The organism is Kriegella aquimaris, assembly GCF_900103215.1.
Classification (GTDB): domain Bacteria; phylum Bacteroidota; class Bacteroidia; order Flavobacteriales; family Flavobacteriaceae; genus Kriegella; species Kriegella aquimaris.
In genome coordinates, this window is the sequence record NZ_FNGV01000015.1 from 75707 (window position 1) to 100328 (window position 24622).

The following is a 24622-nucleotide window of genomic DNA, read 5'->3' on the forward strand; positions in this document are numbered from 1 at the left end:
AACATTATTTAGAAACGACTATTATGAAAAAATTATTTTTTTACACGACGCTTATCCTTCTTCTGGTCCCTTCATTCATGATGGCCCAAGAATTCAATAAAGGCACCAATGTTATCAATGCCGGTATAGGCATCGGTGGTAATTTCAATTACGGCAATTTTGGCACCTCATCGCAAGGTCTGGGCTTAAATGTGAGCTACGAACGTGGTGTATGGGAAATAGGAGGCCCAGGTGTTATCAGTCTTGGCGGATATTTTGGTACCAAAACCTATAAATATGACTATTTCGGAGGGAATGAAAAGTGGACCTACACCATTATCGGTGTACGGGGAGCTTACCATTACAATGGTCTAGAAGTAGAAAACCTCGATGTCTATGGGGGAGCCATGCTATCTTTTAATATCGTTTCGTATGACGGAAATAGCGGTGGTTTAAACAACAGGCCTAGTGGAACCGTTTTTGTAGGTGGTCGCTGGTTTTTCGGAGAAAACTTTGCTGTATTTGCTGAAGGCGGGTACGGAGTCGCCTTTCTTTCGCTAGGTGTTTCATTTCGATTTTAATACGTTGCAGAACAAAGACCTATGAAACATTTTCAAAATCACCTAGTTATTATATTGCTTTGTTTAATTTCAGTAAGCTGTAACCATCATGATAACGAGGTTGAAACACCTTCAAAAACCAGAGGGGAAGGTACAATTCTATTATCCGGCGACGATACAACGGTTGTGGGTAAAACCTTGATTGTCGGAGACGTCGTTTACGGGAGGGACGACCTGACGGGAATAAAGGAATCTATAGCTATTGTGAACAAAGGAGCCAAGATTTCGGAGGAACGTGCCACCGGCGGAACAGCCAACCCTGAGAATCTCAGTTCCATAATTACTGATGACAAAGACAATGGTTTCGTCATTGTTGTGGGCGCTGGGGCCGTTTCCATGGCAATTCTGGTAGATGGAACGCCTTATCGTTATGGGTGCATCTCAGAAGGGAGCACAACTACATTTTCCAATTGCGATTCATTTGATTTCGATATTTCTGAAAAAAAGATGATTTTTAGTGATACCGCAGTTAAAAATACAGAAACAGGCACCTTGTTAACCTTAGACGGAACGGTCACTTGGGAGTGACACCTCTTTTGAATTAAATATCAATAACCATTGACAAGGGCCTCGGCAATCATCTTGTTCCAAAAACGTTGTTTTTGCAAGTCTCTAGAGAAATTGGTCTCATGATCGTAACGGTTTTGAAACTGTCCCAATTCCCTATTTATCTGCGTAGCAATTGCTTTTATTTCTGACTTTATATTTTCTGTAAACTTCGTTTCGGCAAGTCTTTCTTGCAGCTTTCGAGCATAAAGTTCAGAGATATCAAAATGAAGTTGTTCGTGGCCCAATATAATAGAATCACACAATTCTGGACGGTACCATGATTTTTGAGGATAAAAATAGGTCACCACGCTAATCGTAAGTTGTGGAGCAGCTATAGTTCCAGAGGTCGAAAATTCATAAGATATTCCCGAAGCCGTTGTAGCCGCCGCCCAGGCTGTGGTAAAAGGCTTTCCCTTAAAATCGGTCCAAGCCAATTTTCTTTCCGAACTCCAAGGAATAATTTCTTCCTCCTGCGAAAAGACAAGACCAACTGAAAAAGTGCAAATAAAATAAAGAATGTATCTTATAGTTCCCATTTGAAGGAAATCACTTTTTCAATATCGGGATGCAAACTTTGATGCACTGGGCAGGTATTGGCCGTGTGCTCCAATATCTTCTGGTTCTTTTCAGAAATACCAGAGGGCAAACTTAATTTTACCTCAATCTTCGAAATTCGCCTAGGTGCTTCCGCCATGTACTTGGTTACCTCCGCAGTTGAATCGGTCAAATCAATATTAAGTCCCTTTGCCTTTATCCCCATAACCGTAAGCATACAACTAGCAAGGCCCGTGGCCACTGTATCGGTAGGCGAAAAGGCTTCGCCCAAACCATTGTTATCAACTGGCGCATCGGTAATAAAAGTATTCCCTGAACGCAAATGTTCACATCTAGTTCTTAAATTCCCTGTATAAGTTACTCTTGAAGTCATTGTTACATTTTCACCTCTTTGATGAGCATATCGTCAAGAGACATGATATAGGTAGACTGATTGAAATAACCAGAGGTATTATCTTTCTTATAAGAGAACTTGTTCCCCGCATATTCCGTTTCGCCAATCTCTTGTGAAACCTGCATCAAGTCACTCTTGTAGGCCAATTTCAATAATAAATCGTAGGTAATATCAAATCCACGTACAGCGTACCGATCCGGATAATCTCCGAACCGTTGGCGATACCGCTTGACAAATCCGTTATTGCCTGGTTCTTTATAAACTGAAGGGTAAGTGAAATGCAGATTTGACAAGTGCGAATTCGATATCACATCATTGTCAAAAGCCTTATTCTTGTTGGTCGTGAACATACGCATTTTAACCTTTACCCCATTTGTATCGGTAGGGTCTAACAAAGCATTTTGAAATGAATTTAGAATAGAGGTCACACTTGACACCAGTTTGAAATTATCGGTCTCTACAAAGACCCAATTATCGGTTTCCTCGGATACTAGTGATTTCAATTTTTCGATGTTAATGCCTATATTCTTCTCTTCTTCTTTAACTACAGCAACTTTAGCTTGGGGAAATTTCTCCAAAATGGCCATTCTTTCAGTAACATGGTCAGAATCTGCAATGATTATAATATTCTGATCTTCTACTACACCATCCATATAATTCAACATATCTTCACGAAGAATGTCATCTGATGTATAAGAAAAGAAAACGTTGTTGAGGCTTAAGTCACTCGTAGCAGGTATAGGGGCAATTACCGGAACCTGATATCTTGAAGCCTGAATAGCCACTTCCTTCAAAGAAGGAAGGTCTAGAGGCCCCACAATGGCATTTATTTGCGAAAGATTTTGTTGACGCAATATTTCCTTGGTCTTCGCCAAGTTCAATTGGTTGTCGAAAGTCTTCACTTCTACAGAAATACCCAACGATGCCAATGAATCAAGCGCTATCAGGGCACCAGAGTAGAGACCTAAGCTGAGCTTTGCATCTACCCTTGCCTCTAAAGACTTTTGAGCATTCTCTTTGTTGGCGACATCGATTCTATCTAATCGAAAAGGTAGCAGAAACATAAGCTTTGGAGTATTGGTACGATCAATGCTATCCAGCAGATTTATCTTATCGAGTACCAATGCATTTTTCACCTCAAAGTCACCTGTTTGGTCTTTTGGTAATTTTAATACCATACCTGCCTTTAAGCCGCCTTCGAGATCCGGATTCAACAATAGTAAATCCTTATAGCTAATCCCTAATTTACGGGTCAACGAGAATTCGGTTTGCTTTGGTTTTACCTCGTAAAAGATAAAATTATCGGTATTTATGTCCTGCGCATCCAATTTTTGCTGTGGAATACGAATAACCATACCTTCTTTCAACCCCTGTCGCTGCTGTATCTCAGGATTTAATCGAACTATTTCATCAGATTTTACGCCAAATTTCTTCTCTAACTGATAAAAGTTCATCTTCGGTGGCACCGTATACGACATATACAGTTGCGTTTCTTGCTTTTCAACCGTACTCCCCGCAATTATGGGCATTTTTAGTTCTTGGCCCTCCCTTAAATAATCGGATGATTTTGAAAGGTCAGGATTCAATAACAACAGACTGTCAATGGTAATCCCGTGTTTATTCGCTATACTCCAACGGGTCTCTTTGGGTAATACTTTGTACATCGTAAAATCATCCTCATTAACAGAGCCTTCGGCATTATGAGCATTTTTAAACTTCGGTATTTTAAGAAGCATTTTCCTTTTCAATTGACTGGAATACAGTTGCCGGTTATATTTCTTAATATCGTCTTCTGAAATATTAAAACGCTTTGCAATTCCATACAACGTTTCTCTCTTTTTTACGCGATAAGAGGTAAAACCATAGGGTTTTTCACCATTCTCCGTTTGCCCACTAACTGTCTCCTTCTGCTTAACGACGGTACTGTTCGTGGTTTTTTGTTCTGTAACACCTGAACTCTTAGGAATGACCAAAATCGTATTCGCTTTTAGGCTTTGTCCCTCCCTAATTTCTTTATTATAAGTAAGAATAGCTGCTTGGGTGACCTTATATTGTTTAGCGATAGCCTCTAATGTTTCTCCACTTTTTACCGCATGGGTAGAAAATTTCTGTGCAGTAGCCTTGCAGCCGGCGAAGACCAACAACAATACCACAACTGTAATCTTTAAAAATTGTTTCATATCATTCCCATTCTATGGTTGCTGGAGGCTTAGAGCTAATGTCGTACACCACTCTATTGACCCCAGGTACTTTATTTATAATATCGTTAGACGTTTTTTGTAAAAATTCATAAGGCAAATTTACCCAATCGGCAGTCATTCCATCGGTACTCTCAACCGCACGTAAGGCCACACATTTTTCATAGGTACGCTCATCCCCCATAACTCCTACACTATTTACGGGCAAAAGCATAGCTCCGGCCTGCCAAACACTATCATATAATCCCCAATCGCGCAGTCCGTCAATAAAAATGGCATCCACTTCTTGCAAAATGGCCACTTTTTCCCTTGTTATATCACCTAAGATACGAATGGCCAGCCCAGGACCCGGAAATGGGTGTCGGCCTAACCTATCATCTGAAATAGCCATGCTAGCACCAACCCTACGTACCTCATCTTTAAACAACATTTTCAATGGTTCTACCACCTTTAATTTCATAAAATCCGGAAGTCCGCCTACATTGTGATGACTTTTTATAGTTGCCGATGGCCCGCCTGTAGCCGATACCGATTCAATTACATCAGGATAAATCGTACCCTGTGCCAACCATTTGGCATCTTCTACCAAATGCGATTCGTCATCGAAGACCTCAACAAATACCCTGCCGATAATCTTACGTTTCTTCTCGGGATCGCTTTCTCCGGCCAATGCATCCAAAAAACGTGCCGAAGCATCAACGCCTTTTACATTAAGCCCCATACCTTCGTATTGCTTCAATACATCTTCAAACTCGTTCTTTCGCAACAACCCGTTGTTCACAAAAATACAATGCAAATGTTTACCGATCGCTTTGTGCAACAGCACCGCTGCCACCGTTGAATCAACACCACCGGATAAGCCCAATATGACCTTGTCCGTTCCAATCTTTTTCTTCAATTCTGCCACTGTCGTTTCAACAAAAGCATCAGGCGTCCACGTTTGTTTTAATCCGGCAATGTTCACCAGAAAATTCTCCAACAATGTCTTTCCATCAGTAGTATGATAAACTTCTGGATGAAATTGAATACCATAGGTATTCTCATTTTTAATTTTATAAGCAGCATTTTCTACATCATTCGTACTTGCAAGAACTACTGCATTTTCTGGAAGCTTCTGTATCGTATCACTATGACTCATCCACACTTGACTACCCTCGGAAATCGAATGAAAAAAAGCTTCCTCCCCCTTAATATACGATAAGTTCGCCCTTCCGTATTCCCTAGTATTGGAGGGCGCTACGTTACCCCCGTGGAAATGGGCAAGATATTGAGCCCCATAACAAACTGCCAATAAGGGCATTTTACCCCTTATACCCGACAAATCTGGATGTGGTGCATCATCGGCTCTAACCGAAAAAGGTGAGCCTGAAAGGATTACCGCGCCAAATGACGAGAGGTCTTTGGGCACTTTGTTATAAGGTTTTATTTCACAGAAAATATTGAGTTCCCGAACGCGTCTTGCGATAAGTTGGGTATACTGGGAACCAAAATCTAAAATCAGGACATTGTTTTGCATGGGCAAAAATAGCAATTTGAAAATTTTGGAAAAGGTTCTTTTGAGGATAATTAAAATATAAAATGAACATGTTGTTAAAAAAGCACTTATAAAAGAGTATCAACACTTCAATAAAACAGTGAAATACATGTTTCTCTTTCAAATCTTACGAGGTTTCATGCTAATTTCGAAAAAACCAATATATATAAACAAAAAAGTAAGATAACAGAACCTAAACTACTGGTTAACATTTGAATATATCTATTCCTACAAATCAAAGAAATTGGATTGTAAAGCCCTAAAAACGCTCTTTTACTATCATTTTCGCATTACATGAATTTCAAAACACCTTAACGGTCATTAAATAACTTCTGCTGCACAGAGCTATCAAAAAAACTATTGGAAATGGTTTGAAGTTATGATTTTTTGGAATAAGAATGGAGAAAAAATTCCATTAAAAAAGCCCTGGTATGAACACCAGGGCTTTTAATCAAAATCAAAAAACCAACCTAAACACATGAATCTTTATAACTAGCTCAAATTAAAATCTTGTTTAAAAAACTCCATCCTGACGAATTGGGGTGAATCAGGATGAAGTGTAACAATTCTTATTTCACAGTAATTTGTTTATAAAACAACCTTGGAGGAAAATACCCTACCCTGAAAAATAACTTTTTTTTGATTTCTATATCACTAATTCATAATCCACTTATTTCATGATGTTTACGTTTATAAAAAAGTTTTCTTTCTGAAATCAAGATTAATTAAATCCAGACTAGTCTGATGTTTTATCGCAAGTTTCATTTAACTTTAGTTAGACAATACATTCGAAAATGACCCAAGAAATTTTTAAGGAAATTAAAGAAGAGTTAAACGAGGCGATTAGTGGGCAAAAACATCCCTTTCGATTTTGCACTTTAGGAACCGTTGGTCTGGAGAACATAGCACGGCTGCGTACCGTGGTACTTCGTAACGTGGACACTAATCTGCAATTGACTTTTTATACCGATACCCGTTCGAAAAAAATAGTACACATCAAAGAAAACAAAAAAGTAAGCTTACTTTTTTATCACCCCGAAAAACTGATACAAATACGAATAGAGGGCTTGGCTACCATTGTAAAAGACCGCATGATCCTAGAAAAAAATTGGAAGGATGTCGGTAGTGCCAACCGAAAGGATTATAAGACGAAGACGGCACCAGGGTCAGGCATTTCAGACCCTAGTCAGATAGAGTACCTTGAAGATTCCCATTATTTCTGCATGGTAGCCGTTGAACCTTTTAAAATCGAATACTTAAAATTGCAACAACCGCACCACTTGAGGGTACGATTTTCAAAAGAAAATGCCGCTTGGGACAGTGAGTTTTTAGTCCCTTAGCATCAGTCTACAGAGAACCTGTTATCTATTCCATAGACTCCAGAATTGCGCGAATATCTTGCTCCGTAGTATCAGGATTAATGAAACAAAATCGGGCCACGGTTTCATAACTCGAGCCTTGTTTCCATTTGGTGGGGGTCACCAAGGCAAAACCTTCACGGTGATTTTTGTACGTCCAATTGCGATAATCTTCAGGAAACCAGCCTATTCTCCTAAACAGCACACATGACAGACTGGGCTTGCGCACAAGTTCTACAAGAGAGTTTTCCGTGATGATTCGACCTGCCAAATTTGCCAAATCAATACCTTGTTCGACCGCCCATTTATATTTATCGGTACCATGCATTGCCAAGGAAAACCACAAAGGCATACCGCGCAGGCGCCGTGTCAACTGTATTTGATAATCCGACGGATTAAAGCCTTGAGCCCCTTCATCCTTAAAAATATCTAGATAAGAACCTTCTTGGGCATGAGCATCTTTCGCCTGCTCAGGGTTCTTATAGATTACCGCACCACAGTCATAAGGTGAGAATAACCATTTATGGGGGTCAATGGTAATACTGTCGGCCCTTTCGATACCATTAAAAAGATGCCTTACGGAATCAGCTGCCAAGGCACCGCCTCCATAAGCTGCATCTACATGAAACCACAATTTTTCCTTTTCACATATTTGGGCAATACCCGAAAGGTCATCAATAATACCCGCATTAGTAGTACCTCCCGTGGCTACGACCGCAAAAAGTCGTTTCCGTTGGTGGGGGTTCAGTCCATCTATTTTCTCCTGAAGTGCCGATTTTGACATAAGGTCTTCCGTTTCTACCAAAAGTAAGTCCACATCGATTACTTTAGCCATGGTCTTGATGGAGGAATGAGCACCTATCGAAGTAATAATAAGTCCCTTCTCGTTCAAATTTTCAGAATGCTTCCGCCATTGTTCCCTGGCAGTGACCAACGCTGATAAGTTCGCCGCAGTGCCGCCGCTGGTGAAGACTCCAAAAGCTCCTTCAGGCAGTTGTGTAAGGGAAACCAACCACTTCATGGCCTCGTTTTCACAGAAAATACCTCCTGCACCTTCCATCCAATAAGCACCGTGAATACTAGATGCCGAAGTGACCAAATCGAACATAATTGCGGCACGGGTCGGAGCTGCGGGTACAAAAGCCAAGTGCCTAGGGTGATCTATTGGCACCGTGGCCTTGACGAGTACATCTTTGAACAATTCAAACGCGCGTTCACCTCCAATACCTTTATCGGTAACTGTCTCACCGACCAATTTTCGTAGCTCTTCCTCCTTTTTTGGTCTACCTAATTCAGGAGAAGTAGCCGTAATTCTTCCAATGGCATATTTCATGACATCCAAAGTCATTTCAACCAACTCGATATCTATATTATGCATATAATACGGTTTATAATGGACTCAGCTTTACCTACCCGCCAAGACACCCAAGTAAAATACTTCAAAAGTAAGTGTTTAGTCCTTTAAAACAACAAATTCCAGTTGTAGTGGCTGCAGCGCTTGGATCAACATAGGGATAAGATCCTCCCCATATTCCAGAAACAATTCGGAAAAATTAAGAATACGTTCTTGTAAATTTTTATTCGGAAAAAGTTCGTTCTGAATTTCGGTCATTCGACTCACCTGATCTTCCAACTTCCGCTTTTGGGCTTTTAACAATCGTTTTTCTAGGTGGTCCAATCCCTTTTTTTGCTTGATTTCTTGGGCCTTTACGGCACCTAAAAACGATTTATCGGTCAGCTCTGCTAATTCGTAGAGCGTCTTAAATTGTTGGTCTAACAATGCTTTCTGTGGAGAAAAATCGATATCGATGTTAGAAATTTCCCTTATTTTTTTATTGATGAAGCTATTTTGATCAAGAAAGAGATCTTTGGACGAAAGATTCATCTTTTTCAATTTTTTATCTTGCTTAGTAGTAATGACCAAAACAGAGTTGCGAAGCAGAAGAATGGGAAAAGGAACCCCCATTGCCTCAAAGGTCGACTTTAGCTCAAGCCAATAAGCGATTTCGCCACCGCCACCGATATAACAGAGATTAGGCAGTATAACTTCTTGGTACAAAGGTCTTGCGATTACGTTGGGTGAAAACCTTTCAGGATGTGCATCAACTTCTTTCAGCAAGTCTTCTTTGGAAAAAACAATGCCCTCCCCTTTTTCAGGAGTTACATGAAACTTGCCATTACTTTCAACAATTCGTTCTCTGACACCCGCTGCCAAATAGAAATAATTGATTTCCCTCGGATTAACTTGAATACCGTATTTCGCATCAAGACTTTCTAAATCTGAAATAGTTTCAGTGACCTTTTCAAACGAAACCTGCTCGAATATATCTTTTTTAGCATATGGTTTCAGCAATTCTTTAAGCCCCTTATCATCACCATCTAATATTACCAAGCCGTAAGAGCTAAAAAGTTCATTGACTAAATATCGGGTTGCATCGGTCAAATTATCATGTTTCAAATAGGCATCGGAAAACCATTTCTTTAAGGTTTCGGCATTCCCATTACTTCCGATTTCATTGGCGAAAGCGGTATAAACTTCCTGAAGACCTTGAGTGTCAAGTCGACCTACGGCCCCTGAAGACTCCCTATTCCATTGTAATTTTTTTGTCTTAAAATTAAAATAGTTGATTTCTTCGAAATCATGATCTTCGGTAGCCATCCAGTACACTGGCACAAAATCATATTTGGGATATTCCCTTTTTAACTGTTTGGTAAGATTGATCGTAGATACAATCTTATATAAAAAGTATAACGGCCCAGTAAACAAGTTCAATTGGTGCCCGGTGGTTACCGTAAAAGTAATCGGCTCCTTTAGTCGCTTAATATTACTCCCCGTTGGCTCACTTACCTTTATGCCTTCGTATTGTTTTTGCAAGGCATCGTAAAGAACTTCACGATGTGCTTGAGGAAAGTCCAATGCTTTTTCTTCAATCTGTCCACTAAAATTCTCTAAAGAAGAGAACCTATTATAAAAAGAAAGAATCGATGCTTTTTCATCGATATAGTCACTGATCAGCTTTGAAAAGTAGCCGGTTTTCGCAATGGGGAGACAGTCAATATCCATATAAGTTATAAAAATCGGAGTAAATATAAAACTCTTGATTTTCTCAATTCCTAAAAATACGTTAATTACCTTGCCCTTAGCTATTGAAGGGCCACCAAAAGCTTACTTTTTGATTCAAAGTTCGTTCAATAATCCATAGATTTGAACGTTATCAACCGAAACTCTCTTTCATGAAGTGGATACTGCTCCCAATGATGTTGCTTATTTCACTGACTAGCACTGCCCAGCAAGCACTACAGTCTCCTTCCGAATTTCTGGGATATGAACTCGGAACCCAATTTACGCGTCATCATGAAGTAGTAGACTATTTTAAACAGCTATCTGAAGCACGACCCGACCAAGTTGTGTTTATCGAATATGGGAAGACCTACGAACGAAGACCACTGTTTATCGTTTATTTCTCTAGTGCCGACAATATTAAAAATATAGAAAAAATTAGGCAAACACACCTTAAAAGTATCAGAGGTGAGAACAACTCTGAAAAAGCCATTGTTTGGTTAAGTTATAATGTACATGGTAATGAAGCTTCAAGTACTGAAGCTTCGATGCAAACCATATTCGAACTATTGACCAACAAATCGGAATATCTTAAAAACACCGTTGTCGTCATGGATCCTTGCAGCAACCCTGATGGTCGGGATAGGTATGTGAACTGGTATAACCAATATAAGAATACACCTAATAATATCGACCCTGAGAGCAAAGAGCATCAGGAAGGTTGGTGGAATGGCCGTAGCAACCACTATATGTTCGACCTTAATCGAGATTGGGCCTGGTTAACACAATTGGAGAGCCAACAACGCCTAAACATTTATAACCAATGGTTGCCCCATGTACATGTTGATTTTCATGAGCAAGGAGTAGACAGTCCGTATTACTTCGCCCCTGCCGCAGAACCTTTTCACGAAGTGATTACAGATTTTCAACGTAATTTTCAAGTTACCATAGGTAAAAACCATGCAAAATATTTTGATGCCAATGGTTGGTTCTACTTCACCAAAGAAGTTTACGACTTGCTCTACCCGAGTTACGGTGATACGTACCCCACCTATAATGGCAGCATTGGCATGACTTATGAACAAGGTGGTGGGGGTCGTGCCGGTTTAGGTATTATTAACGGACTAGGCGATACTTTGACTTTAAACGATAGGATAGAGCACCATCGCATCACAGGCCTTTCAACATTAGAGGTGGTTGCCAAGAACACTAAGACATTGAACGAGGAGTTCGTTAAATTCCACCAAGACAAAAATTATAAGTACAAAAGTTATGTGCTAAAAGGAAATAACGACAATACAGATGCCTTACGCCGTCTGTTAGAGCAACATCAAATTGAGTATGGCAAAGCCACTCAAACAAACATCAAAGGGTTCGATTATGACTCAGGAAAATCGGGAAATTTCAAGATTGACACAACGCATGTAGTCATATCGACGAACCAACCCAAAGGCACTTTGGTAAAAGTCCTGTTCGAACCTAACGCCAAATTAAGCGACTCGCTTACCTATGATATTACAGCATGGTCTTTACCTTATGCTTACGGATTAAATGCCATAGCTTCAGAAACCAATATAGCCTCTAGGCCTTTTTATAATCGCACGGTTGTCCAAGAAAAAAAATCAAATCTATCTAATGATACTTATGCCTTTTTAGCAAAATGGAAAAGTATTAAAGATGCACAGTTTCTTGCTGAATTGTTAAAGGAAGATATTCGCGTACGTTACACTAAAGAACCTTTTGTATTGGACAACCAAACCTATGACCGTGGAAGCCTGATCATAACTCGGGCCGACAACGTGAATAAATCAGACTTTGTAAAGCGTTTGAACGACATTAGCAATAAGCATAGAATTGTTCTGACCCCTACACGTACTGGTTTTGTTGATAAAGGAAAGGATTTTGGGTCTAAGAATGTAAAAGCCATAAAACCTGTAAAAATTGCGGTACTCTCAGAAAAACCAACAAGTTCACTGCATTTTGGAGAAATTTGGCACTTTTTTGAACAACAACTGAATTATCCGATAACGGTACTCGATAGTGACAACTTACTACAGACAGACCTTACGAAATATGATGTTTTGATTTTCCCAGGAGGTGACGGCTATAAAGAATTTTTAGACAAGGATGAACTCGAAAATCTTACCAATTGGATTAAAAATGGGGGTAAACTTGTAGCCATGGGGGGTGCTCTAAAAGGGTTATCAGATCAAAAAGCATTTTCCCTAAAAAAAAAAATAGTTAAAAGTGATAGTATTATCAATATGACATCGTTCGATATTAGTCAAAGGGAAGGTATTAAGAATCTGATTACGGGTGCAATATTTAAAACGGCTGTAGATAAAACCCATCCCCTAGCTTTTGGATATGATAAAACGTACTTCACCCTTAAAATGGGCAATGATGCTTATCAATATCTTGAAAATGGAAGTGTTGTCTATTTAGAAAAAAAAGATAGAAATCCCGTGGCCGGATTTGCCGGTAGTACTGCAATGGAAAAAATAGGGGAAACACTTGTCTTTGGCGTTGAGCGCCATGGTAATGGACAGATAGTTTATATGGTGGATAATCCCTTATTTCGAGGGTTTTGGGAAAATGGCAAGCTCTTCTTTGCAAATGCATTATTCTTGGTCGACTAGAAATGTACGGCCGCATTCTTCACCCCTTAATGGTTTTTGGGGCCGAGTTACAAGAAATATTAGTATAGCCCCATTTGGCTTTGTAAAAAGCCACTAATAAAACCACCTACTTCAAGGCGACTTTAAGAAGATAATCGTCTGCGGTCAAATACAACGTTTTCTCATCGGACGTAAAAGCACAATTCGCCGTGGCCTGGCCCGTATGTATTCTTGCAATCGGCTCGCCCGTTTTATTAAAAATCCAGAGACCACCCGGCCCCGTTGCAAACAAATAGCCCTTACTGTGCATTTTCATTCCATCGGGAAGGCCTTGTTGACCTTCTTGACCTACTAGGTCCGTTACGTCATAAAAAAGTTTTTTATCACTTATTTTACCGGGTGATACTACATTATACTGATACCACACCGCATGTTCGGGATCCGAAACGGCGACGTATAATTCTGTGTTATCCGGCGAAAAACAAATGCCGTTCGGCCGGGTCAAGGTATCGACCAAAACAAGTTCTCCGGAAGTCAACAAACAATAAACTCCTTGAAAATCGAGCTCTTTTTTAGGATCATCCATCCGTTTTGGAAGCCCATAGGGAGGGTCTGTAAAGTACAAATTACCCTTTAAGTCAAAGACTCCGTCATTAGGACTATTGAATCTTTTATTTTTATAATGCGAAACCAAAACTTCATAATTAGGTTTGGGTGCATTCAATGGCGCATCCATCTTAGCAATTCTTCGCTCTCCATGCTGCAGCAGTATCAATTCACCTTTCTTGTTCAAAAGCAACCCATTCGAACCAGGCTCTTCCCCCGTAAAATTCTCGCCCATATAACCTGAAGGGCTCAGGTATTCTGTAATCTTTCCCTGAACATCTAGTTTAAAAACTTTATTATTGGGTATATCGGAAAACAACAAATAATTGCCTTCGGCTACCCACAAGGGGCCTTCCGTCCATGCAAATCCACTTCCGACAGTCACTATTTCCGCATCTTCGTCTATAATTTGCAAAGCCTCATTATCTAAAATTTCAACGGAAAATTGATGCTCTTCTTGGCATGATGCCGTCAAATGCAAAACGGCGATTAAAAAGCTTAGAAATATTTTATTCATAATCTTATATTTAGTCATGCTTCAATTGTTGATGAAATCTCAAAACATCATCGCTATCCTAAAATCTGGGAAATACAAAATATAACGGTTATGGCCGTAACACCAAAAATCAAGGTACCAACCGTCTGAACTTGATTTCCTTGCTTTACATCCATACCGGTCAACTGTGTCAACACCCAAAAGAAACTATCATTGGCGTGGGATACAACCGTAGAGCCAGCACCTATTGCCAAGACCGTAAGAGTTTTAGAGAAATCGGCATCAAGCCCTAAAGCAGGCATCATGGGAGCAACAATTGATGCCGTCGTAATAAGGGCAACGGTTGAAGACCCCTGAGTGGTCTTGAGACAGGCCGCCAACAAGAAAGGAAAAAACAAACCTATCGACATCTCGGAAAAACTTGCCGTGATCAAGTCGGCAATTCCAGAATTCTGAAGCATTGCCCCAAAAATACCTCCTGCACCCGTAATCAAGATAATCGGTGCCGCAATGCGAACGGAATCACCCAACCATCCCGTAGCCGAATAAACTTTTTCATCTAACTTTTTCGGTAATAATAATGATAGTGCAATACCAACGAGAAGTGCAATAACAGGAGTTCCAAAAAAGGAGATTACTGGATACAACGCCGATGATTGCATATTCAATTCGGGATAATCAAAAATAGATTTCGTTACGATAAGAATTATGGGTACCACAATGGCTAAAAGCGACAACCATAATTTTGGTTTATGAAGCTCATTTCGTTCGACCTCCAAGTGAATAGGAAGATCTATGCGAGCCGCAATCTTTGTTGCAAAAAAGTAACAAGTCACCAATGATAATATACTTACGATCAACCCCCACATGATAACACTCCCAAGCTCCGCTCCCAATATACCGGCAGCGGCTATCGGTCCCGGAGTCGGTGGAACCATGACGTGTGTGGCCGTAAGGCCTAAAGCCAGTGCTGCGGTGGTACCCGCGTAAGAAACTTTTGCCTTTTGAGACAAAGCCTTGTTCAATGAATTCATAATGATAAAAGCGCTATCGGCAAATACCGGAATCGACAATAAATAACCGGTAAGCATCATGGCCAAATGAATAGATTTCTCACCGATGAGTTGCAACATACGTGTAGCAATAACCATTGCTCCCCCAGATTTTTCCAATACAGTGCCTATGGCTACACCAAAGAAAATTATCAGACCTATTTTTCCCATGATACTTCCGAAGCCGTCGTTGACCGAAGCGATAATCTGGTTAACCTCCATTCCCGTTATAAAACCATATGCTATGGCGGCCAAAAGCAAAACAAAAAATGGATGAATTTTCCATTTGACAATACCCACAATAATGAATGCCAGGGCTAATACTAATGCAATTACGTAAATCATAGTTTGGTTGTTATTTGTTTAAAGATATCGCTATTTGAAATAAAGTCCATTATAAAATCTAGTCGCTCTATCTAAGTTCATTAGTAAAACCTAGTTTTCATATACGCTTGATCAATGTATGTTTAATTATTTATAAAAATAGACATGAAATCCATAATCACAAATATATAATTTATCATACATCATACAAATTTTAAAATGAGAACCTGTACCACTGATAATTTCATACAAATTATGAGGTAGTAACTACGTCTAAATTTTACGATTCAATCAGCTGTAGCTCTCTTTTAAAACTTACTTTTCTATATTTTTTTTATAAAACTCTAATTCATAACAAAAACTAAAATATTTCTTTGAACTGGTCCTTAATCACTCAAGATTACGGACTGGAATTCCCAGTAGACCTTTATAGGTAAGAACTTCTTTAATACTTAAAAGCAAGTCAATGAAAAATATATACTTGAGAACAATTTTACTTTTTGCCTTAGCATTATTTTTAACAAACTGCACCCCTGAAGATGGCATTGATGGAATCAACGGAATAAATGGTACTGATGTGATAGCAGGGGTTGATGGAACAGATGGAGAAAATGGATCCGACGGTGCTGACAACGAAAATGGGGCTAACGGAATTGATGGAGAGAATGGTGCTGATGGTGTTGACGGCGAAGATGGCGTTAATGGGATTGATGGCGAAAATGGTCTAGGTTTTGATGAATTGACAAAATATGGTAGTATTACTATGACTTTGGACGGTACAAGGTTAGATGATGTAGCTTTTACCGATACAGCAGTATTTAAATTCACACCGGTTAATAACTACCATACCTCTTCTTTGGTAAGTACAGATCTCTCTGAACTAGAATTCACTTTATTGCGCTTTATAAGTGCCCCTGATGATGTTTTTCAATCAAGCCTTTTAAATTTAGGGCTTACGGTAATCGATGCCGGGGAAGAAACACAAGCCTTTGAATTTGATTTGGGTATAAATCAATATGCGGTTATTTCAGATGACAACAAATTCTTTTCAGTAAATCAGAACTTCTCGGAAGATGGAATTGGTATAACAAATTTTGTCATTTCGGAATACAGTTTTAATGAAACAACAAACCACCTTACATTTTCATTCGCTTTTGATGTAGACGGTGCAAACAATGTGACCACCAATAATCTTTCAGTTTCTGGTGAAGTAGATGTAATCGTTTTAAAGGGACTAGACATTCCCGACCCATGGGGCTGTTAATCGTACCAATGGGGGTCCGGCATAAAGAACAATCTCACGGTAATGCAAAGAACTAACAACTAAAAACCTGTTGACTAAATTTGTGTCACAGATTTTTTATGCACGGCAGGCATTGCACAAAATGGACTAGGTTTAAAATTCTAAAGCACTGGTGAACCGTAAAGGTCGAAGTCGGCGGCCTCATTTATTTTGATGTCGACAAATTCCCCCTGTTTCAGGTAATGTTGGGCAGCATCAATCAATACTTCATTATCAACGTCAGGCGAATCAAACTCGGTACGAGCTACAAAGTAATTGCCCTCTTTTCGGTCGACAATGCATCGAAATGTCTTCCCGATTTTTTGCTGATTCAGTTCCCAAGAAATTTGAGATTGAATCTCCATAATTTCGTTGGCACGCTCCTGTTTGACTTCTTCGGGCACATCATCTTCCAAAGAATAGGCGTGCGTATTCTCTTCGTGACTATAGGTAAAACATCCTAGACGTTCAAATCGCATCTTCTCGACCCAATTTTTCAGGGTTTGAAAATCTGCCTCCGTTTCGCCAGGATACCCAACTATCAATGTGGTACGAATGGCCATTTCAGGAACCGCCGCCCTAAAATCGTGTAGTAATTTGGTCGTTTTTGCTTCCGTAGTACCGCGACGCATACTTTTGAGAATAGGGTCTGCGATATGTTGCAAGGGAATATCTAAATAATTACAAATTTTAGATTCCTGTTTCATAACGTCCAGTACATCCATTGGAAAACCCGTGGGGAATGCGTAATGCAATCGAATCCATTCAATTCCCTCTACCTTTACCAACGCTTTAAGCAGTTCGGCCAGATTTCTCTTCTTGTATAAATCTAACCCATAATACGTTAGATCTTGTGCAATCAATATCAATTCTTTGACCCCTTTGGCGGCCAGTTTCTCTGATTCGGCAACCAATTCATCAATTGGTTTGCTCCGATGCTTGCCGCGCATTATCGGTATAGCACAGAAAGAACAGGGTCGGTCACAACCTTCTGCAATCTTTAGATACGCATAATTTTTAGGTGTAGTCGTCAAGCGCTCACCAATAAGTTCATGCTTATAATCGGCTCCCAATGCTTTTAACAGATTTGGAAGTTCACTAGTGCCAAAATATTCGTCTACATTAGGAATTTCCTTTTGTAAATCAGGTTTATAGCGTTCGCTCAAACATCCGGTTACAAAAACCTTGTCGACCTGCCCCACTTCTTTTTGTTGTACATATTCCAGAATCGTGTTCACACTCTCCTCCTTGGCATTGGCAATGAATCCGCAGGTGTTGATAACAACGATGTTTCCTTCCTCTTGATGCACCACCTCTTTATTGTTTGCACGCAACTGCCCCATCAACACTTCCGAATCATAAACATTCTTCGAGCAGCCGAGAGTGACAACATTAATCTTGTTCTTTTTTATGGATTTTGTACGCATATCTTTTTAATGGGATGCAAAAATACAACTTGATGAAAGAACTATCCTCTTTTAAGACGAATTCTTCCATTATACCGTTAAACCTTTGCAACACGTTGATGTCCAACACAGAAAAAATATGATGACAAGACCCCAAATTATAGCTTTAACCTCATTATTGTTTTTTATATTGATAGGATGTTCCACCGATTCAATGGACAAAGATTCGGTCGATGATGGCCTTATGACTGAAGGCGAGGAATTATATTTTCCACCTTTAAATTCCGATGATTGGGAAACCATTTCCTATGAAAGCTTAGGATGGAACGAGGCAGCGACACCATCACTTTTCACTTTTTTGGAAGAAAACAGTACCGATGCGTTTCTTATACTTAAAAATGGACGCATAGCGGAGGAAAAGTATTTTGGCGATTTTGATAAAAATAAAAATCACACCTGGAATTCCGCCGCAAAAACTTTGACCTCACTAACAGTAGGTATCGCCCAAGAAGAGGGGTTTCTATCTGTCGATAACCCATCATCCGATTACATGGGATCCGGTTGGTCATCATTAACTTCTGAGAATGAACTTAAAATTACAGTTAGAAATCACTTAACGATGACCACGGGCTTAGACTATACCGTTACCAACAACTTTTGTACAGACAAAGAGTGCCTTATTTATAAAAATGAACCGGACAGCTTCTGGTACTACCACAATGCCACGTATACCTTATTGGACAAGATTATATCGGGTGCCGTAGCACAAGACTTCGAAGCTTATTTCAACAGTAAAATGCGTGATAAAATCGGTATGCAGGGATCTTGGATCAAGGTCGGTTATAACAATCTTTACTTCAGCACGGCAAGAAGCATGGCCCGATTTGGCTTGCTTAATCTCAACAAGGGAAAATGGGAAGAGGAAACCCTATTATCAGATATGGACTATTTTACCGCAATGACATCGACCTCTCAAGAATTAAATAAGTCGTATGGCTACCTATGGTGGCTAAATGGGCAAGACAATTTCAGACTGCCCGAGTCGGAAGCACAGCTTCAAGGAAAACTGATACCTGCCGCGCCCGATGACCTTATTGCCGGTCTTGGGGCAGCGGATCAAAAACTATACGTTGTCCCAAGTATTGATTTGGTCATTGTTCGTATGGGAGGTGCTGCGAATTCAGCAGCATTAGGCCCCACATCGTTCGACAACGCACTTTGGGAGAAAATCAATGCTATAATTAATTAAGGGCAGCTATAGGAACCCTAAAACCCAAAGAACATTATTCCCTATAGCCAAAATGGCGTAAAGCAAAAAAGTGACTTTAAAAAAGCGCTTGATTACCGTAAAATTATCGGGACACATTAATAGCCCCATAAACAACAGTGTTGCGGCAAATTCGAATTCTGATACGACCAAACCAATTGAACCGACAAAAACAAGCAGAAAAACTAGGGTAAACTTTTGTTTTGAAAAAAAAGCGAACAAAAACGTCAGTAAAAATTCCATACCAATTATAGAATAGACGAAAAGCTGCTTCAGTGCCAAAAAAGGCAATATACCTGGATCTAAAATTATTCCATCGACAGCTGAAGGCTCTTTCAGTAAAAAATCTGAAATTTTTGCTCCATTCTGAGTCAAGGTTTCATTTATATCAGGCATAGCACCACTTATCAATATTGGTTGAAAAAAGTCTCCAGAGAGTAAACGAAGCGCAACAAAATCTCCATTCAAAAAATTAGGGTTTAACAACTTGTGAACTGTCGCCATGCCCATAACAATTACAAAAATCCATCGTAGGTTGTCTTTGAAAAGACGTTCTTCCTCCATATATAACACCAAAAGAGAAAGAAAAAAGAACAAAAATAAATGATTGGGCGCATTATACCATTTAAAGTAAATTCCTCCGAAAATACTCAATAAATAAATCACCTTTAAAAGTGGTGTTCGGTAGACAGAAATTTTATTTAAAAGAGATATGTCTATAACCTCTGGTAAGGATAAGAATAGACCTAATACCAATTGGGTAAGCGCTAAAGCTATTCCAGAGCGAAATTCGACCACGTTTACAATCAAGAGCATTAAATACCCTAGTACCAAGGTCTTTCTGAATTCACTCTTCATAACTATTTACTAAAACTTGGTTCAATTTTAATGACTCTGACGTAAAATTTAACCGCCAAGCCTCAACTTTGAAGTGCCCTTTATTTGTATGCTTGAAATAGGCGTGTAACTTTTTAAGATTATTGGTACTAGGATAGCTTCGACATTTCAGAACTAATTGCCTAAATTTTGCGTTCGTACTGAAAAGTTTGGTTTTTCGTGCTAAAACCTTGTTATCATCTATTTGAAACCAGACGAAATAGCTATCAGGATGGTAGTCAGAATACATACCGTAGCCACCTAGTTTCCATGGATTTAAATCACCGAACTTTGTGAAACCCATTTGAAAAAGAGCCCAAATCAATACGATAAGAGGCACCCCATATTTTTTTGTAAATACTGCGATCTTCAAGTGGAAGAATATTTGGATTCATTTTTATTTAAGCACCCTTACATCATATTCAAACATCTTGTTTTTATATGAACTTCAATTTTTGGTACTAAAGAAAGAATCAACAAACTCATGTTTATTGAAAACCTGAAGATCCTCTATATCCTCACCTACTCCAATGTATCTCACAGGAATCTGAAACTGATCCGAAATTCCGATGACCACACCACCTTTCGCCGTACCGTCAAGCTTGGTAACGGCCAGTGAGGTGACTTCAGTAGCTTTGGTGAACTGCTTAGCCTGCTCAAAAGCATTTTGACCTGTAGAACCATCAAGCACCAATAACACGTCGTGTGGTGTATCAGCGACCACCTTTTGCATCACTCTTTTCACCTTACTTAACTCGTTCATCAAATTGACCTTGTTGTGCAACCGGCCGGCGGTATCGATTATCACCACATCGGCATTTTGTGTTACTGCAGAGGTTAAGGTATCAAAAGCCACCGAGGCGGGATCACTACCCATTTTTTGTTTTACAATGGGTACACCTACTCGATCGGCCCAAACCTGCAGTTGGTCAATAGCCGCAGCACGAAAAGTATCGGCGGCACCGAGAACCACTTTTAACCCCTGAGCCTTGAATTGGTATGCCAATTTGCCGATAGTGGTAGTTTTGCCAACACCGTTCACACCTACTACCATAATCACATAGGGTTTCTTGTCCCTAGGAATACTGAATTCAGTTGCATCACCAATATTGGTTTCAGAAAGAAGTCCTGAAATTTCTTCGCGGAGAATATTGTTCAGTTCATCGGTACCCATGTATTTATCACGGGATACCCTTGCTTCAATACGCTCAATAATCTTTAGCGTCGTGTCGACCCCCACATCGGAAGAAACCAATACTTCTTCCAAATTATCGAGCACATCATCGTCAACTTTTGATTTGCCTGCAACGGCTTTTCCTAATTTTGAAAAAAAACTGGTCTTGGTTTTTTCTAAACCCTTGTCCAACGTTTCTTTTTTCTTCGAAGAAAAAATATTCTTGAATAAGCTCATAAGTTCTACTGAAATATTTACCCAAAGATATAAAAATAAAAAAGCCGCTTTCCAATGGAAAGCGGCTCAATAAAATTTTCTAACAAGTTTGTTATTTCTTAGATAACCACTCGTTCACGACTTCAGGCGTCATAACAGATTCTTGAAAAGTGTAAGCCCCTGTTTTAGGTGATTTTACCATTTTAATGGCCTTTGTCAATCTTTTTGAGCTTGTCTGTAAACTCGCTACGGTCTTTTTTGCCATGACTAATTAAATTTTATGTCATTTTCGCGAAAGCGAAAATCTATTTGATTTCTTTATGAACTGTCATTCTCCTTAAGATGGGATTGTATTTTTTAATCTCAATCCGTTCTGGAGTATTCTTCTTATTCTTTGTGGTAATATACCTTGAAGTTCCCGGTTGCCCCGATTCTTTATGTTCGGTGCATTCTAAAATTACCTGAACTCTATTGCCTTTCTTTGCCATTGCTAACTAAATTTTAAGGATTATTTTAAAAACCCTTGCGCTTTTGCTTCTTTCAGCACAGCTGAAATTCCCTTTTTGTTGATTGTTTTCAACGCTCTAGTAGAAATCTTAAGGGTAACCCATCGATCTTCTTCCGGAATGTAAAAACGTTTTTTAGAAAGATTTACATTAAATCTTCTTCTAGTCTTATTGATTGAGAAAGAAACATTGTTTCCGAACATAGCTCTCTTTCCAGTAATTTCACACACTTTTGACATCGCGTTGTCTTTTTCTTTTAAACAGGCTGCAAATTTATATCATTTTTACGGGACGGACAAAAATTACTTCAGATTTTTGTAATTTCTTTTTGAAGTAATTCCAAGGCCTTGTTTACAGCCTTCTGAATGATCTTCTCCCGATGGTTGCCCATATTGAATTCTTCGGCAAATACGCCGTTCGGAGATGCAATCGCGATGAAAACCGTACCTATTTCAGCATCTGAGTCTCCTTTTGTCGGCCCTGCGTTTCCCGTTGTAGCAATGGCGAAATCTGATTTCAAAAGGCGCTTTACATTTTCTGCCATGGCTTTTGCCACTTCCGCACTCACCACGGAGTGCTTTTCTATCAGACTTTCGGGAACGCGAAGCACTTCGATCTTTGTTTGGGTAGCGTAGCTTACCACACTCCCCTTAAAATAAGCTGAAGCTCCTGCAATTGCCGTAAGTTGTTCAGCAATCTTTCCACCGGTACAACTTTCTGCCGTCGCCAAAGTCATTTTTTTCGAAGTTAGTAACTTGGCAACAACCTCCTCGAGTGTTTCCTCATTCTCTATTCCAAAGATAAACTCTCCGATCAAGGGATATAATTTTTTGATTTCCTCTTCGACCCTAGCCACAATTTTGTCACGATCCACACCTTTTGCGGTTAACCGAAGACGTACTTTTCCCAAATTAGGCAAATAGGCCAGTTTTATATACAACGGCAATTCATTTTCCCAAATCGCTATACGTTCGGCCAGGGAACTCTCCCCAATTCCGTAAGTAAGTAAGGTTCTATGGATGATAAACGGTCTTTCGAACCGCGCTACTATTCGAGGAATAACTTCATTAGTTATTAAATTCTTCATCTCAAAGGGAACACCGGGAAGCGATACGTAAACCACACCATCACGCTCTATCCACATACCCGGTGCAGTACCAAAGGGGTTGTGAATTACCGATGCTTTGGAAAGCACCAACGCTTGTTGCCGATTCATATCGGAAATAGGCGTCCCGATATATTTGGCAAATAAGGTCTCTACATGTGCCAACACAATTAAGTCTTCTACAAGTATATCATCGAAGAACGAACACAGGGTATGTTTGGTAATGTCATCTTTGGTCGGCCCCAGCCCACCAGTAATAATGACCACCTTCACCCGTTTTTGGGCATCATGAAGCGCTTCAAGAATATGTTCGCGGTTATCTTGAACTGAGGTCATTTGATACACGGAAACCCCAATCTTGTTTAATTCCTTGGCAATATAAGATGAATTTGTATCAATGATTTGGCCGATGAGAATCTCATCACCAATAGTAATAATCTCAGCAAGCATTATAAATCGAAGTCTTTCTTTAGCTCAGATACCACTTGATTGATATCTTTTTTAAGAATTGGAAATACAGACTCAATCTCTGAGACATTGGCAGAATTCTTCCCTAAAGTTTCAATTTCAAGGGCAATGGCCCGCGTCTGTTCCATACCCAACAAATCAACATTGGGCTTTATTTTATGGGCCAACTGGTAGACCTGTTCGAGGTTTTTATTTTCTAGGGCAACTTCTAAAGCTTCTAGGTCTGTGGGAACCTCTTCTAAAAACACCGAAATGACCGAAGTAATGAAATCTTCATCCCCCTCCGCCATCTCATTTATCTTATCAAGATTATATATCATTACTTTATTTTTAAGGAAAAAAGTTCTTTTCCTTCTAATACCCCCGAAAGATAGTCATTTACACTAATTTTACCAACACCCGCAGGAGTTCCTGTAAAAATAATATCACCTTTCTTGAGCATAAAATACCGTGACACGTAGGAAATCAGCTCATCCATCTTCCAAAGCATCAGGCCCGTATTTCCCTTTTGAACCTCTATTCCATTTTTGAACAACGAAAAATCAAGGTCATTGAGATCTTTAAAATCAGATTTAGGCAACCATTTTCCGATTACCGCAGCGCCATCAAAACCCTTAGCCTTTTCCCAGGGTAGTCCTTTTTCCTTCAATTTAGACTGTAGGTCACGTGCGGTGAAATCGATACCCAAACCAACTTCATCATAGTATTTATGGGCAAAACGTTCTTCTATATGTTTTCCCACTTTTTTTATTTTCAACAATACCTCTACCTCGTAATGCACATCATTTGAAAATTCGGGAATGTAAAAATCTTGCTCTTTTGGAAGCACTGCCGAATCAGGTTTAATAAAAACTACCGGATCGCTCGGCCGCTCATTGGCCAATTCTTTAATATGGTCCGTATAATTGCGCCCAATGCAAATTATTTTCATAAAAGATTTTTTTGGTTTTGAATTCCGAAAAAATTCTACAACCATTC

General features: G+C 39.5%; 24 protein-coding genes. 6 read left to right on the plus strand and 18 right to left on the minus strand.

Annotated elements, in window-relative coordinates:
* Nucleotides 1-23 precede the first annotated feature (23 nt).
* Together BLS33_RS20775 and BLS33_RS20780 are read left to right on the plus strand one after the other, a co-directional pair.
* Entirely contained in the window at nucleotides 24-560 is a 537-nt protein-coding gene (locus tag BLS33_RS20775) for a hypothetical protein (protein ID WP_089894478.1), read from the plus strand.
* A 21-nt stretch (nucleotides 561-581) separates the two neighbouring features.
* Entirely contained in the window at nucleotides 582-1127 is a 546-nt protein-coding gene (locus BLS33_RS20780) for a hypothetical protein (RefSeq protein WP_089894481.1), read from the plus strand.
* Between the two features lie 20 nt (nucleotides 1128-1147).
* Here BLS33_RS20780 and BLS33_RS20785 read toward each other — a convergent pair whose 3' ends face one another.
* Genes BLS33_RS20785 through guaA form a run of 4 tightly spaced genes read right to left on the minus strand, consistent with a single transcriptional unit; the run spans nucleotide 1148 to nucleotide 5811 of the window.
* The gene (locus tag BLS33_RS20785) at nucleotides 1148-1684 is read right to left on the minus strand and encodes a DUF922 domain-containing protein (protein ID WP_089894484.1); all 537 of its coding nucleotides are present in this window, start codon (nucleotides 1682-1684) and stop codon (nucleotides 1148-1150) included.
* A complete protein-coding gene (locus BLS33_RS20790; protein ID WP_089894487.1) occupies nucleotides 1672-2076 on the minus strand; it encodes an OsmC family protein in 405 nt (134 codons plus the stop codon). Before BLS33_RS20790 ends, BLS33_RS20785 begins: the two co-directional genes overlap by 13 nt.
* 2 nt (nucleotides 2077-2078) lie before the next feature.
* Nucleotides 2079-4277: a LysM peptidoglycan-binding domain-containing protein gene (locus tag BLS33_RS20795; protein WP_089894489.1), complete on the minus strand. Its 2199-nt coding sequence runs from the start codon at nucleotides 4275-4277 to the stop codon at nucleotides 2079-2081.
* A gap of 1 nt (nucleotide 4278) precedes the next feature.
* Nucleotides 4279-5811, minus strand: coding sequence for a glutamine-hydrolyzing GMP synthase (guaA, locus tag BLS33_RS20800; protein WP_089894492.1), 1533 nt, complete (start codon nucleotides 5809-5811; stop codon nucleotides 4279-4281).
* A gap of 812 nt (nucleotides 5812-6623) precedes the next feature.
* Here guaA and BLS33_RS20805 point away from each other — a divergent pair.
* Entirely contained in the window at nucleotides 6624-7169 is a 546-nt protein-coding gene (locus BLS33_RS20805; protein WP_089894495.1) for a pyridoxamine 5'-phosphate oxidase family protein, read from the plus strand.
* A gap of 25 nt (nucleotides 7170-7194) precedes the next feature.
* Here the strand turns inward: BLS33_RS20805 and BLS33_RS20810 are convergent, their stop codons facing one another.
* Both BLS33_RS20810 and bshC read right to left on the minus strand, forming a co-directional pair.
* On the minus strand, nucleotides 7195-8565 hold the full coding sequence (locus tag BLS33_RS20810; protein ID WP_089894499.1) for a pyridoxal phosphate-dependent decarboxylase family protein: 1371 nt from the start codon (nucleotides 8563-8565) through the stop codon (nucleotides 7195-7197).
* A 75-nt stretch (nucleotides 8566-8640) separates the two neighbouring features.
* Nucleotides 8641-10251, minus strand: a complete 1611-nt coding sequence (gene bshC / locus BLS33_RS20815) for a bacillithiol biosynthesis cysteine-adding enzyme BshC (RefSeq protein ID WP_089894501.1) — start codon at nucleotides 10249-10251, stop codon at nucleotides 8641-8643.
* 170 nt (nucleotides 10252-10421) lie between these two features.
* On the opposite strand from bshC, the gene BLS33_RS20820 reads away from it, so the two are divergent.
* Nucleotides 10422-12887 (plus strand): M14 family metallopeptidase, encoded by a 2466-nt coding sequence (locus tag BLS33_RS20820; protein WP_089894504.1) that lies wholly within the window; start codon nucleotides 10422-10424, stop codon nucleotides 12885-12887.
* Between the two features lie 106 nt (nucleotides 12888-12993).
* Here BLS33_RS20820 and BLS33_RS20825 read toward each other — a convergent pair whose 3' ends face one another.
* Nucleotides 12994-13989, minus strand: coding sequence for an SMP-30/gluconolactonase/LRE family protein (locus BLS33_RS20825; RefSeq protein WP_176801475.1), 996 nt, complete (start codon nucleotides 13987-13989; stop codon nucleotides 12994-12996).
* Between the two features lie 53 nt (nucleotides 13990-14042).
* Nucleotides 14043-15365 carry a GntP family permease gene (locus BLS33_RS20830; protein ID WP_089894509.1) on the minus strand — a complete coding sequence of 441 codons (1323 nt, stop codon included), beginning with the start codon at nucleotides 15363-15365 and terminating at the stop codon, nucleotides 14043-14045.
* A 445-nt stretch (nucleotides 15366-15810) separates the two neighbouring features.
* On the opposite strand from BLS33_RS20830, the gene BLS33_RS20835 reads away from it, so the two are divergent.
* Nucleotides 15811-16608, plus strand: coding sequence for a collagen-like protein (locus BLS33_RS20835; RefSeq protein WP_089894511.1), 798 nt, complete (start codon nucleotides 15811-15813; stop codon nucleotides 16606-16608).
* Nucleotides 16609-16748: 140 nt separating this feature from the next.
* Here the strand turns inward: BLS33_RS20835 and rimO are convergent, their stop codons facing one another.
* Nucleotides 16749-18053: a 30S ribosomal protein S12 methylthiotransferase RimO gene (gene rimO, locus BLS33_RS20840; RefSeq protein WP_089894515.1), complete on the minus strand. Its 1305-nt coding sequence runs from the start codon at nucleotides 18051-18053 to the stop codon at nucleotides 16749-16751.
* A 118-nt stretch (nucleotides 18054-18171) separates the two neighbouring features.
* Here rimO and BLS33_RS20845 point away from each other — a divergent pair, with 118 nt between their 5' ends.
* Nucleotides 18172-19281, plus strand: a complete 1110-nt coding sequence (locus BLS33_RS20845; RefSeq protein ID WP_245731580.1) for a serine hydrolase domain-containing protein — start codon at nucleotides 18172-18174, stop codon at nucleotides 19279-19281.
* 6 nt (nucleotides 19282-19287) lie between these two features.
* On the opposite strand, the gene BLS33_RS20850 is transcribed toward BLS33_RS20845, so the two are convergent.
* The 9 genes from BLS33_RS20850 to BLS33_RS20890 form a co-directional block, all read right to left on the minus strand.
* Nucleotides 19288-20157 carry a hypothetical protein gene (locus tag BLS33_RS20850; RefSeq protein ID WP_089894520.1) on the minus strand — a complete coding sequence of 290 codons (870 nt, stop codon included), beginning with the start codon at nucleotides 20155-20157 and terminating at the stop codon, nucleotides 19288-19290.
* A complete protein-coding gene (locus BLS33_RS20855) occupies nucleotides 20147-20548 on the minus strand; it encodes a hypothetical protein (RefSeq protein WP_143017663.1) in 402 nt (133 codons plus the stop codon). Before BLS33_RS20855 ends, BLS33_RS20850 begins: the two co-directional genes overlap by 11 nt.
* Before the next feature lie 75 nt (nucleotides 20549-20623).
* Nucleotides 20624-21586, minus strand: coding sequence for a signal recognition particle-docking protein FtsY (gene ftsY / locus BLS33_RS20860; RefSeq protein ID WP_089894526.1), 963 nt, complete (start codon nucleotides 21584-21586; stop codon nucleotides 20624-20626).
* 91 nt (nucleotides 21587-21677) lie between these two features.
* Nucleotides 21678-21830 carry a DUF4295 domain-containing protein gene (locus BLS33_RS20865; protein ID WP_089894530.1) on the minus strand — a complete coding sequence of 51 codons (153 nt, stop codon included), beginning with the start codon at nucleotides 21828-21830 and terminating at the stop codon, nucleotides 21678-21680.
* A 40-nt stretch (nucleotides 21831-21870) separates the two neighbouring features.
* Nucleotides 21871-22053: a 50S ribosomal protein L33 gene (gene rpmG / locus BLS33_RS20870; RefSeq protein WP_089894532.1), complete on the minus strand. Its 183-nt coding sequence runs from the start codon at nucleotides 22051-22053 to the stop codon at nucleotides 21871-21873.
* 20 nt (nucleotides 22054-22073) lie between these two features.
* On the minus strand, nucleotides 22074-22310 hold the full coding sequence (gene rpmB / locus BLS33_RS20875) for a 50S ribosomal protein L28 (protein ID WP_089894535.1): 237 nt from the start codon (nucleotides 22308-22310) through the stop codon (nucleotides 22074-22076).
* Between the two features lie 68 nt (nucleotides 22311-22378).
* The gene (locus BLS33_RS20880; RefSeq protein ID WP_089894538.1) at nucleotides 22379-23626 is read right to left on the minus strand and encodes a competence/damage-inducible protein A; all 1248 of its coding nucleotides are present in this window, start codon (nucleotides 23624-23626) and stop codon (nucleotides 22379-22381) included.
* A complete protein-coding gene (locus BLS33_RS20885) occupies nucleotides 23626-23964 on the minus strand; it encodes an Hpt domain-containing protein (RefSeq protein ID WP_089894540.1) in 339 nt (112 codons plus the stop codon). The genes BLS33_RS20880 and BLS33_RS20885 overlap by 1 nt, the downstream gene beginning before the upstream one ends.
* Nucleotides 23964-24575, minus strand: coding sequence for a fumarylacetoacetate hydrolase family protein (locus BLS33_RS20890; RefSeq protein WP_089894619.1), 612 nt, complete (start codon nucleotides 24573-24575; stop codon nucleotides 23964-23966). The genes BLS33_RS20885 and BLS33_RS20890 overlap by 1 nt, the downstream gene beginning before the upstream one ends.
* Nucleotides 24576-24622 lie beyond the last annotated feature (47 nt).